The sequence below is a fragment of the Cytobacillus sp. EB106-05-05-XG126 genome (genome assembly GCF_058791715.1).
The window spans coordinates 116,237-127,865 of the sequence record NZ_JBYTDU010000002.1 but is presented as its reverse complement, the minus strand read 5'-3'; the positions used below and the strand labels follow the sequence as shown (position 1 = coordinate 127,865).

The window sequence follows — 11,629 nt, the reverse complement described above, 5'->3', positions numbered from 1 at the left end:
TCACACCCTTAATTTCTGCTATTTTCATTATAGAACGCCCGTTTCCAAAAAGAAAATATGTTCTCTTTTTAACAGCACCTAAAAAAACATATTTTAATAAGTTTGTCCATATGATGAAGTATCAAGATAATTCTGGCAGGACCATTCCTGCAGCGAGGATGGATGATATGAATACCCAGCCCTTTTTCTCCACTTTAATTGAGAGCTATTTCATTGCGTTCGGTGTTTTGATTGGAGGTTCAATCATTGGCGGCATGGCTGCTTTTCTGACAGGAAAGCCTCCTTTAAATCAAATCTTCCAGATTTCCAATATGATTCGCATTTGGGCCATCATTGCAGCGATAGGAGGGACCTTTGATACAGTTTACAGCTTTGAAAGAGGCGTTATGGACGGACAGACTAAGGACATCTTCAAGCAATTTATGCTGATTCTTTCTGCTCTCGGAGGGGCCCAGACCGGCGCCATGCTCATTAACTGGCTGACTCAGGAGAACATTTCAGCATGAGGATACCGCCTTACTACCGATTGCCATCCTGGCAGCGTTTTTTTGCAGGAATGGCGCTGGGAGGCATTATCAGCTGGTTTATTTTTTTATTTATCTTTGGGCAATGGCAGGAGAGATACAGCAAAGAAATCAAGCTTCAGCAGGATGCTATTTATGAATTGGAAAAAGATAAAGAAATCTGGCAGGAGGAATTCAAAAAATTAAATAAAGAAAACCAGAAAAAACTGACTGTCCAGGATATTTCCATTAAAATTGTCAACGGCGAAAAATATAAACTGGATTCCTTCAGTGTTTTCCAGCTGGAAGATAAAATAAAAGAGGATATCAGCATGATGATTGCCAAAGACATGGATACTGTATATAAAAGCAGTGAACTGATCAAAAAAATCATAGAGAACAAGACACATCGCGTAAACGAAAAAAGGTACCGGGTGGAAGTTAAAGAATTGGTCATCTATACCACTGTCTCAATTGAATTGAATATAATGCTGGATTAATGCCCGGCTTTTTTTGCCGGGCATCATATGTCAGTTGTCTCTGCAGACAGCCTCAAGGTCTCTTACAACGGATTCCATCTCATCCCATGAATAAATGGAAGCTCCCGCAGCAAGAGGATGACCTCCGCCTTTATAATTCCTTGCAATTTCATTAATTATTGGACCCTTAGAACGGAACCGTACACGGATTTGATCGCTTTCCTCGATAAAGAAAACCCATGCTTTTATTCCCTTCACATCGCCAAGAGTGCTTACGAGCAGGGATGCTTTGGAAGGTACCGCCTTAAATTCTTCGAGCAATTCCTTTTTCAGGACCATTACAGCAGCCCCGCTGGGTTTCATCTCAAAATTCTGCAGCACATATCCCTTCAGTTTAACAATATTTGCGTCCAGCTCGTACATCTTATCAAACAGTTCCGGACGTGAAAAATTATAATGTATCAGTTCACCCGCAAAGGCAAACGTCTTTTCTGTTGTGCTAGGATAAAGAAAACGGCCGGTGTCGCCAACTATTCCAGCAAATAAAAGCCTAGCCGCCTCATCAGACATTTTTAGTCCCTGTTCTTTGCCGAAAAGATAAAACTCATAAATCATTTCACTTGTAGAGCTTGCATCTGTATCCACCCACATTAAATCCCCATACGGATCCATATTAGGGTGATGATCAATTTTAATCAGCTTGCTGCCCGTTCCATATCTGCCATCACATATCCGCTCTGCATTTGCTGTATCACAGACAATGACCAGCGCACCTTTATATGTATCATCAGATATTTCATCAAGCCTTCTCATATAATGAAGTGTTTCTTCTTCCTGCCCGACAGTAAAGATCGCTTTCTCCGGAAATGAAGCCTTAAGGATTTCAGCAAGGCCCCCCTGTGAACCATACGCATCCGGGTCCGGACGGACATGCCTATGAATAATGATTGTTTCATATTTTATTATTTCATCTAATATATTCTGTTTCATGGCGCGCTCCTTTTATTCTGAATACTATATTTTTACCATACCACCATGAAAAGAAAAAGAAAACACTGCACGCTTATGGCATTTTTTTAATAATGAAGGTAGAATAATAAGAGATTGTCGAAACTTGGAGGTTATGGAATGCCTATATTTGTTATCCTGATCATACTCTCTTTTTCTTTCTATATTTTCTACAAAGTAAAGTTCTTCAGAAGCAGACAGCCGGCTGAAAGACAATGGATATCAGCCAAGTCCAGAATTGCCCTGGGTTCATTTGTTGCCATTTTTGGCCTTAATCAGCTGTTTTTATACGATACAACAACTGCTCTCATTGTGGCGATTGTGTTTATTCTTATTGGCGGTCTAAGCATATGGGGCGGCATAAAAGCATACAAATTTTACACGCCTCATGCTGTGAAAGAAGCTGAAGCAGCAAGGAAGGATTAAAGATACCCGGACATCTGGAAGAAGCCATGCAAAAAAGCCGTTCAATTTTGAGCGGCTTTTTGTTTATTAGTATGAAAGTTTAACTTTGAACGTGGATTACTGTCTAGCTCCATCGCCTACCCCCTCGAGGTCACAAGCTTGGCTTGTTTCGGCTCCTCGGGACATAAGTCAATCCCTTCCAGAACGAAAGAACACCTTCTTGCAGGGCTCGTCTTATGCTTGTCGTCCCTGAGCAGTCGCCTCCACATTTCGGGCAATCCTCCCAAAAAGGCAAAGGACGCCTTTCCGAAAGGCTCGTCTTGTACTTGAGGGCCCGCGGACAAGGAAGGCTTGGTCAGCACAAACATCGCACGACCGAAAGCAGCAGCTTTTGGGAGGACGTGGCAATCTTAGTCTGCGTTCCTTCCAGGGCAAAGCGCTTACGCATTTCTTTTAATGTCTGTCAATCAGCTGGCACATCATCATCGCCTTACCCACAAGGACACCTTCGTTAAAAACTTCAACATCCACTTTACCGAACTTCCGCCCTACTTCCAGGACTTTGGGGCAGATTTCAAGCATACTGTCAATCTGAACAGGTTTTATAAAATAGACTGTCATATTTTCAACTACGAGATCTCCCTTTTTATAGCTTCTTAACACTCTGTTTGCTGCTTCCGATACAATGGTTGTAAAGACTCCATAGGAAATTGTTCCAAGGTGGTTGGTCATCTGCGGAGTAACCTCGCAGCGATAGACGTCATCCCCTTTTGTTTTCCCCCGTGTCATAACCAGCTGGCTGGTGACAATATCGTCAATTGTTTCACCCACCTGCGGCTGCCTTTGTATCATCTGCAGTGCCTTCAGCACATCCTGGCGGCTTACAATGCCTTCGAGTTTATTCGCTTCATCCACCACTGGAAGCAATTCAATTCCTTCCCACACCATCATATGCGAGGAAGAAGCAACGCTCGTTTTTCCGCCAACTGTCATTGGGTTTTTAGTCATGATTTTTTCGATAAGCGTTTCCTTGTCATGTCCCATGATATCCTTGGAAGTAACTACTCCCTGCACCTTGAGATTATTATCGACAACCGGGAATCGGCTGTGGCCGGTTTCGCGGTTATATGTCATCCAATCTGCAATTGTATCGGTTGTTTTCAGAAAAATCGCCTCTTGCAGAGGAGTCAGGATATCCTCAACAAGTACAATCTCTTTTTTAATCAGCTGGTCATAAATAGCCCGATTGATCATAGTCGCCACTGTGAAGGTATCATAACTGCTTGAGATCACAGGCATCTGCAAATCGTCGGCCAGCTTTTTGACATGGTCTTCGGTATCAAATCCCCCGGTAATTAATACAGCAGCGCCAGCCTTCAAAGCTAATTCGTGTGCCTGTGTCCGGTTTCCGACGATCAGCAGATTTCCGGCATCCGTGTATCTCATCATCGCTTCAAGCTTCATCGCCCCAATAACAAATTTGTTCAATGTTTTATGAAGCCCTGCTCTTCCTCCAAGCACCTGGCCGTCTACGATATTAACAACTTCTGCAAAAGTAAGCTTCTCAATATTCTCTTTCTTTTTCCGCTCGATTCTTATTGTCCCAACACGTTCTATTGTACTGACATATCCCTTATTTTCAGCATCCTTAATCGCTCTGTATGCCGTCCCTTCACTCACAGCGAGCGCCTTGGCGATCTGTCTGACCGATATCTTTTCTCCAATTGGCAGTTCATCAATATATTGTAATATTTGCTCATGCTTAGTAGCCAAGACTTTCACCCTCTACAAATTATTCCTTATTTTCATTATAAGGGTAAAGAGGCCTTGATACAATTGACTCCGGCAATCTTCATTACCTGCCTAAGGAGTGCGCCCGCTTCCTGTCTGCCAATTTGCGCACCTGCTTCCCCGAAACAGCAGCTCTTTTCGGCGCATACAGCAATGCAGTCAGGTTTCCGGCAATGACAAAAAGGGCAAGGGCCAGCCAGCTGATGGCAAAGATCCCTTCCGTCCCTCCATTAAATACGCCCATTCTTGGAGCTGCATAATAAAGCATCAAGCCGCAAAGCAGCAAGCATAGCAAATATCGGTTTTTGTTCAATTTCGCTTCCTCCTTTATCCTGTCCTCCCTAAAATGTATGCGGACAGGCAGGGACTTAGTTATAAAAAAACAAACGCAGCCTCCAATAGAAGCTGCGTTTTCATATTACAATTCGATTGATTCCCCTGCTTCGAGAACCTGCCCGACTCCACCTTCGAGCATGCTGATGAATTTATGAGGATCCTGCCTGATTGGCGGAAATGTGTTGAAGTGAATGGGAACAACCTTTTTGGCACCCAGGAGTTCTGCTGCGTATGCTGCATCATCCGGCCCCATTGTAAAATTGTCTCCAATCGGCAGAAATGCCAAATCGATCGGATGGCGGTCGCCAATTAGCTTCATATCAGAGAAAAGTCCAGTATCCCCTGCATGATAAATGGTTTTTCCTTCTAATGTGACGAGCACACCGGCAGGCATCCCCAGGTAGATGATTTCCTGGTTTTCCGTCTCGAGACCTGTTCCATGAAATGCCGGTGTCAGCTTGACTCTTCCAAAGTCAAAATTAAATCCGCCGCCGATCGACATTCCATGCGCTTTTACTCCCTGCCACTCAAGATAGGTGGCAAGCTCAAAGTTGGCAATGACAAGAGAATCATTGCGTTTTGCCAGTTCAATCGTGTCCCCGAGATGGTCACCATGTCCATGGGTGACAATGATGACGTCCGGCTTCTGATCCTCAGCTTTTAAGTCTGTCAAACCATTTCCGGTAATAAAGGGGTCTATTAAAATGGTTTTTCCCTGTGATTCGATTTTTACTACTGAATGGCCATGAAATGATACTTTCAATTTGATGCTCCTCTCCTATTTTAAGTTATGTAAGTTACTTCAACGAAAAACAAGTTATTCCTGCTTCCTTTTTATATATACCCGAATTGGCAATCTTTAAAAAGTTTACAATATCTATGGTTAAAGATATATTTCTGAAGTTAGATAACTGTCTAGCTCCACAAGGACGCTTCGACAGCATCATCATCGCACGGCTAAAAGCGTTAGCTTTTAGGAGGAGCGCCTGCCCCCTCGAGGTCACAAGCTTGTCTAGTTTCGGCTCCTAGGGACTCGGGGTCATGCAGATGTCGCCACAAGACGGCGCTTTTAGTCTGCGTTCTATCGTGACCAAGGCGCTTGCGCTTTTCGTTTTTAGTTGCTACTCTCAAAGTATGAATATATAAGGAGGTTCACTATGAATAACAGATTGCAGAAACTGTCACAGTGGATGAAGGAAAATGATATACAAGTCACTTTTGTCACATCACCGGATAATGTATTTTATTTAAGCGGCTTTTTAAGCGACCCTCATGAACGCTTGCTTGGACTGGCTGTTTTCCAGGAGGAAGAGCCATTCCTCGTATGTCCGGCTATGGAAAAAGAAGATGCCAAGAATGCCGGCTGGAGCCATGAAATTATTGGCTACAGCGATATTCAAAACCCTTGGGAATTTATCCATACATCCATACATAAAAGAATTGGAAAAGTAAATAAAACAGCAATTGAAAAAGAGCATATGAATGTGGAGCGTTATGAAGCCATCTCCGGCCTGTTCAGCGGTGCTTCATTCGTTTCGGCAGAAGCAAAGCTGCGCCAGCTTCGTATGGTTAAGGATGAAAAAGAATTGGAAATCATCCGCGAAGCATGTGCACTGGCTGATTTTGCGATTGAAACAGGCTGTGCCGAGATCCAGGAAGGAAAAACAGAACTGGATGTTCTGGCTGCCGTAGAGTACGCATTAAAGAAAAAAGGCGTTAATGAAATGTCTTTTTCTACCATGGTCCTGACAGGGGCTAACGGAGCTTCCCCTCATGGCACACCAGGAATGACGAAGATTCAAAAAGGGGACTTAGTGCTGTTTGACCTCGGAGTTGTCTGGAATGGCTACTGTTCAGATATTACAAGAACTGTAGCCTACGGTGATATCAATGATAAACAGAAAGAAATTTATGATACGGTCTTAAAAGCTCAGCTTGCAGCGGTGGAAGCGAGCAAGCCGGGAGTCACTTGCGCAGATATTGACCTGACAGCAAGAAACCTGATAGCAGAAGCCGGATACGGCGACTATTTCCCTCATCGATTAGGTCATGGGCTGGGTGTGAGCGTTCATGAGTACCCTTCATTAACAGAAACAAACCCGCTTTTGCTTGAAGAAGGTATGGTCTTCACCATCGAACCGGGTATCTATGTCCCAGGTGTTGCCGGAGTGAGGATTGAAGATGACCTTTCTGTAACAGCAGACGGAGTAGAAATTTTGACCAAATTCCCGAAAGAACTTCAAATTATTAAATAGAGAACAGAACAAATTTCAGAAGATCCGGGGCTAATCAGCCCCGGATTTTTATATAAATTCTGAATCAGAGCAGCATCGCAGATAAGCGTGCGCCTTCAGCTTATTGCTGCTCCAATTGTGTTCTCGCATCTGAATAGTCAAGGCTATGGGCCTCAGCTACCGCCTTGTATGTCACGTAGCCATTTAATGTATTGACTCCCTTTAATAAAGCCTCATTATCCAGACAAGCCTGTTTGTAGCCTTTATTTGCTATTTGAACTGCATAAGGAACCGTCACGTTTGTCAGTGCAATAGTTGATGTTCTCGGAACTGCCCCAGGCATATTAGCTACCGCATAATGAACAACGCCATGTTTTTCATATGTGGGATGGTCATGGGTAGTAATTCGATCAGTTGTTTCAAAAATCCCTCCCTGATCAATGGCGATATCCACGATAACAGAACCCGGGCTCATCGTTTTGATCATTTCCTCCGTCACAAGCTTAGGAGCTTTAGCACCTGGAATCAGTACAGCTCCAATGACGAGGTCTGAATCCTTAACAGCTTCAGCGATATTATAAGGATTTGAGATTAAAGTAGTTACTTCTCTTCCAAAGATATCATCAAGCTGCCGAAGGCGATCAGGATTCAAATCGATCATAGTCACCTTGGCACCAAGACCAATTGCCATCTTTGCCGCATTGGTCCCAGCTACACCGCCGCCGATTATAGTAACTTTCCCGCGCTGTACACCGGGGACCCCCGATAGGAGAATTCCTTTCCCGCCATGTATTTTTTCAAGGAACTGTGCGCCTACCTGAGCTGCCATTCTTCCCGCTACTTCACTCATTGGAGTTAATAGAGGCAAAGTCCGGTTGGAAAGCTGGACAGTTTCATAGGCAATGCCTGCAACCTTTTTATTTATTAAAGCATTAGTCAATTCGGGTTCAGCAGCCAAATGCAAATATGTAAAGAGAATTAACCCTTCCCGAAAATACACATATTCGCTCTGTATCGGCTCCTTCACCTTCATGACCATTTCCATGGCCCATGCCTCTTCCGCAGTCTGAACAATATGTGCGCCTGCACTCATATAGTCGCTGTCTGAAAAGCCCGATCCGATCCCTGCACCCGTTTCTATATAGACTTCATGGCCAAATTGGATAAGATTCATAATACCGGCAGGAGTCATGGCAACCCTGTTTTCATTGTTTTTTATTTCCTTTGGAACTCCGATCCGCATTCTGCATACCTCCGTATTTTTAGTGATACCGCTATTAACTTTATATGGATATTTTAGGGAAAAGTAAACATTTCCTTCGCCTATTTTTCCCTCCCAACCCGCATATAAAAAGCCCTCATTTATTTATGAGAGCTTGCTTTTCTTATTGCAGATCGCCTTCATTCCGTTCGTGAGCTTCCATGTCAAACTCGGCATTTGGCTGATCAATAACCCCGCTGTTATAAGCATTCATGATTTGTGCGCTAACTTCATTAGTACCCTGCTCATCAAAGAAATATGCGGATCCTGCTTGTGGTTCCCTCTTTTCCATCTTCATCTGCTCCTTTTCATAAAATTTTTATCAGCCTTATTATTGTTCGATTTTCTGTTACAGATATTCAATTTTTATAGATGTATAATATAGGCAAAGGAGGAGATTCAAATGGGCATGAAGTATAAAAACATATTAGTCGCTGTAGATGGTTCAACTGAAGCAGAATGGGCTTTTAAAAAGGCAATCGAAATTGCCAAGCGCAATAACGCTTCTCTGGTATTGGCACATATCATTGATACCCGCACGTTTGCCACTGTTGAAGCCTATGACCGTACCATAGCTGAAAGGGCTGACCGTTTCGCAACAGAATTAATGGAAAAATACAAAAGAACGGCTATGGATGCAGGCATCGAGAATGTAACATATGAAGTTGACTATGGTTCTCCTAAAGTGAAGGTTCCAAAGGATATTGCCAGAAAGCACAATGTTGACCTGATCATTTGCGGGGCAACAGGCATGAACGCGGTTGAACGTTTCATCATCGGCAGTGTATCTGAACATATCACCCGCTATGCCCGCTGTGATGTCCTCGTAGTCAGAACGGATAAAGAAGAAGAATAGAAAAAATGGCGCTGCCTGCTGCAGCGCCATTTTTACATTACTTATTGGAAAACTCTTTAGTGCTGACGACGTATTCCTTCGCTTTTTCAATCGCGATGCATACTTGTTTGAATCCTGTTCCGCCTGCACTATTTCTTCTTTTGACAGCTGTATATGGATCCAGCACTTCATAAATATCTTCTTCGAACAATGGATGGGCACTCTTGAAATCATCAAGCGGCAAATCTCCAAGGAAGCATCCCTTTTGTACACAGACAAGGACCAGCTTCCCGACAATCTCATGTGCTTCTCTGAATGGAATGCCTTTATCAGACAGATAATCCGCCAGTTCAGTAGCATTGGAAAAATCATTTTTAGTCGCTTTTTCCATCTGCCCGGTTTTAACCTTCATGGTGCGGATCATCCCGGCAAAGATTTTAAGGGAACCTGTGACTGTCTTTACAGTATCAAACATCCCTTCCTTATCTTCCTGCATATCTTTGTTATAGGCAAGGGGCAGACCTTTCAATACTGTCAAGAGACCCATGAGGTTTCCGTAGACACGTCCCGTTTTACCGCGGATGAGCTCCGCCATGTCGGGGTTCTTCTTCTGAGGCATGATGCTTGAACCTGTTGCAAAGCTGTCATCGAGTTCAATGAATTGAAATTCCTGGCTTGACCAAAGGATGAATTCTTCACTTAAACGTGACAGATGCATCATCAGGATGGAGCTTGAAGATAAGAACTCCAAAATAAAGTCTCTGTCGCTGACAGCATCCAGGCTGTTCTCATAAATGCCTTCAAATCCGAGAAGCTCAGCCGTATATTCACGATCAATCGGGAAAGTCGTGCCAGCCAGCGCACCAGCTCCAAGAGGTGATACGTTAATTCTCTTTAGACTTTCAGTGAAGCGCTCTTTGTCCCTCTCAAGCATCCAGAAATAAGCCATCAGATGGTGGCCAAAAGAGATCGGCTGTGCCCGCTGCAGATGAGTATAGCCCGGCATGATGGTTTCCACATTCTTTTCAGCCTGGATGATTAACTCTTCTTGCATTTCCTGAATCAATTCAACAATTTGCTCCACCTGCTTGCGGAGATATAAATGCATGTCTGTTGCCACCTGGTCATTTCGGCTTCTTGCTGTATGAAGTTTGCCGCCGACAGGTCCAGTCAGTTCAGTCAAATGGCTCTCGAGATTTAAATGAATATCTTCTAGCTTTACTGAGTAATCCAGTCCATCCTTGGCTGCTTTCTCTTTTAGCTGCTGAAGGCCTGTTTTGATTTTTTCTGCTTCTTTCTCAGTAATAATTCCTGTTTTAGAAAGCATGGAAACATGGGCCATGCTTCCTTCGATATCTTCCATAACCAATTCCTGGTCAAAAGAAATTGATGCTCCGAATTCATCTACCCATTCTTCAGCAGATTTTGTGAATCTGCCTCCCCATAGCTTTTTCACACTGTCACCTTCTTGCTGTTTTGAACAATGCTCTGCACTTTTGTCGGCAGCCCCCATAGTTTAATAAAGCCAACTGCCGCATTATGATCAAATTCATCATCTGAAGTATATGTTGCTAAATTTTCGTCGTATAGGGAATAAGGAGATTTTCTTCCTTCAACAATTGCATGGCCTTTAAAGAGCTTTACTCTGACTGTTCCTGTTACAAATGTTTGTGTTTCTTTCAGGAAAGCCGTTAACGCATTGTTAAGCTGAGAGAACCACAATCCTTCATATATAAGTTCAGCCACTTTTTTCTCAATAACCGGTTTAAAGTGGGCCATTTCTTTAACCATTGTTAAGTCCTCAAGCTCTTTATGGGCTTTCAGAAGTGTCATCGCACCCGGGCACTCGTATACTTCACGGGATTTGATGCCGACAAGGCGATTTTCCACATGGTCGATACGCCCAACCCCATGCTTGCCTGCGAGCTCATTCAGGTCGGCAATAAGTTCGGAAAGCTTCATGCTATTGCCATTCAAGCTGACTGGCACACCCTTTTCAAAACCGATTTCAACCGTATCAGGTGTATCAGGAGCTTTTTCAAGAGAAACGGTAAGATCGTATGCATCTTCCGGAGGAGCAGCCCATGGATCTTCCAGAACTCCGCACTCATTGCTTCTGCCCCATAAGTTTTGATCAATGCTGTATGGAGAATCCAGGTTAATTGGGATAGGTATATTGTTTTGTTTTGCATATTCAATTTCTTCCTCACGTGACCAGCTCCATTCACGAACCGGAGCTAAGACCTGAAGATCAGGGTTAAGAGCCTGAATTGCCACTTCAAAACGAACCTGGTCATTTCCTTTGCCGGTACATCCATGCGCGACTGCTACTGCACCTTCTTTTTCTGCTACTTCAACAAGCTTTTTGGCGATCAGCGGGCGTGAAAGTGCAGAAATCAATGGATACTTGTTTTCATATAAAGCATGTGCCTGAAGTGCAATTAATGCATATTCATTAGCAAATTCCTCTTTTGCATCAATCACATAAGATTGTACTGCTCCAACAGTTAAAGCTTTTTTCTGGATAAAGTTCAGATCTTTTCCTTCCCCAACGTCAAGGCAGCAGGCAACAACAGCATAACCTTGATCCTGCAGCCATTTAACCGCAACTGATGTATCCAGACCGCCTGAGTATGCAAGAACAACTTTATTTTGTGACATTTATATTTCCTCCTTAGAATATACGTATAAATATACAATCAAATTATGTTTTTATTCATTTATTATTCTCTTACTTTAACAACCTTTTATTTAAAAATCAATACTTATTCTTAAAA

The 11,629-nt window shown here is 43.2% G+C and carries 13 protein-coding genes; 5 read left to right on the top strand and 8 right to left on the bottom strand.

The features are described from left to right. Window positions 1-110: 110 nt before the first annotated feature. Together ytrH and ytrI are read left to right on the top strand one after the other, a co-directional pair. Window positions 111-506 carry a sporulation membrane protein YtrH gene (ytrH, locus tag AC3WTL_RS11100; RefSeq protein ID WP_309229251.1) on the top strand — a complete coding sequence of 132 codons (396 nt, stop codon included), beginning with the start codon at window positions 111-113 and terminating at the stop codon, window positions 504-506. Continuing rightward, window positions 503-1,003: a sporulation membrane protein YtrI gene (ytrI, locus tag AC3WTL_RS11095; RefSeq protein ID WP_048008360.1), complete on the top strand. Its 501-nt coding sequence runs from the start codon at window positions 503-505 to the stop codon at window positions 1,001-1,003. Before ytrH ends, ytrI begins: the two co-directional genes overlap by 4 nt. A gap of 30 nt (window positions 1,004-1,033) precedes the next feature. Here the strand turns inward: ytrI and AC3WTL_RS11090 are convergent, their stop codons facing one another. After that, entirely contained in the window at window positions 1,034-1,972 is a 939-nt protein-coding gene (locus tag AC3WTL_RS11090; protein WP_222497599.1) for a DHH family phosphoesterase, read from the bottom strand. A gap of 138 nt (window positions 1,973-2,110) precedes the next feature. Here AC3WTL_RS11090 and AC3WTL_RS11085 point away from each other — a divergent pair, with 138 nt between their 5' ends. Beyond that, window positions 2,111-2,416, top strand: coding sequence for a YtpI family protein (locus AC3WTL_RS11085; RefSeq protein WP_048008358.1), 306 nt, complete (start codon window positions 2,111-2,113; stop codon window positions 2,414-2,416). Window positions 2,417-2,848: 432 nt separating this feature from the next. On the opposite strand, the gene AC3WTL_RS11080 is transcribed toward AC3WTL_RS11085, so the two are convergent. The 3 genes from AC3WTL_RS11080 to AC3WTL_RS11070 form a co-directional block, all read right to left on the bottom strand. Continuing rightward, entirely contained in the window at window positions 2,849-4,168 is a 1,320-nt protein-coding gene (locus AC3WTL_RS11080) for a CBS domain-containing protein (RefSeq protein WP_248348258.1), read from the bottom strand. 82 nt (window positions 4,169-4,250) lie between these two features. Further along, entirely contained in the window at window positions 4,251-4,499 is a 249-nt protein-coding gene (locus AC3WTL_RS11075; protein WP_197213140.1) for a hypothetical protein, read from the bottom strand. A gap of 105 nt (window positions 4,500-4,604) precedes the next feature. Beyond that, window positions 4,605-5,285 (bottom strand): metal-dependent hydrolase, encoded by a 681-nt coding sequence (locus AC3WTL_RS11070; protein WP_197213138.1) that lies wholly within the window; start codon window positions 5,283-5,285, stop codon window positions 4,605-4,607. A 394-nt stretch (window positions 5,286-5,679) separates the two neighbouring features. On the opposite strand from AC3WTL_RS11070, the gene AC3WTL_RS11065 reads away from it, so the two are divergent. Further along, window positions 5,680-6,777 carry a M24 family metallopeptidase gene (locus AC3WTL_RS11065; protein WP_248348256.1) on the top strand — a complete coding sequence of 366 codons (1,098 nt, stop codon included), beginning with the start codon at window positions 5,680-5,682 and terminating at the stop codon, window positions 6,775-6,777. Window positions 6,778-6,877: 100 nt separating this feature from the next. On the opposite strand, the gene ald is transcribed toward AC3WTL_RS11065, so the two are convergent. Together ald and AC3WTL_RS11055 are read right to left on the bottom strand one after the other, a co-directional pair. Continuing rightward, window positions 6,878-7,999, bottom strand: coding sequence for an alanine dehydrogenase (gene ald / locus AC3WTL_RS11060; protein WP_248348255.1), 1,122 nt, complete (start codon window positions 7,997-7,999; stop codon window positions 6,878-6,880). Between the two features lie 142 nt (window positions 8,000-8,141). Beyond that, window positions 8,142-8,309 carry a hypothetical protein gene (locus tag AC3WTL_RS11055; protein ID WP_197087582.1) on the bottom strand — a complete coding sequence of 56 codons (168 nt, stop codon included), beginning with the start codon at window positions 8,307-8,309 and terminating at the stop codon, window positions 8,142-8,144. Between the two features lie 111 nt (window positions 8,310-8,420). Here AC3WTL_RS11055 and AC3WTL_RS11050 point away from each other — a divergent pair, with 111 nt between their 5' ends. Then, window positions 8,421-8,873: a universal stress protein gene (locus tag AC3WTL_RS11050; protein ID WP_048008351.1), complete on the top strand. Its 453-nt coding sequence runs from the start codon at window positions 8,421-8,423 to the stop codon at window positions 8,871-8,873. Window positions 8,874-8,910: 37 nt separating this feature from the next. Here the strand turns inward: AC3WTL_RS11050 and argH are convergent, their stop codons facing one another. Both argH and AC3WTL_RS11040 read right to left on the bottom strand, forming a co-directional pair. Then, window positions 8,911-10,308, bottom strand: coding sequence for an argininosuccinate lyase (gene argH / locus AC3WTL_RS11045; RefSeq protein ID WP_197213130.1), 1,398 nt, complete (start codon window positions 10,306-10,308; stop codon window positions 8,911-8,913). Next, window positions 10,305-11,513: an argininosuccinate synthase gene (locus AC3WTL_RS11040; RefSeq protein ID WP_197213128.1), complete on the bottom strand. Its 1,209-nt coding sequence runs from the start codon at window positions 11,511-11,513 to the stop codon at window positions 10,305-10,307. Before AC3WTL_RS11040 ends, argH begins: the two co-directional genes overlap by 4 nt. Between the last annotated feature and the right edge of the window lie 116 nt (window positions 11,514-11,629).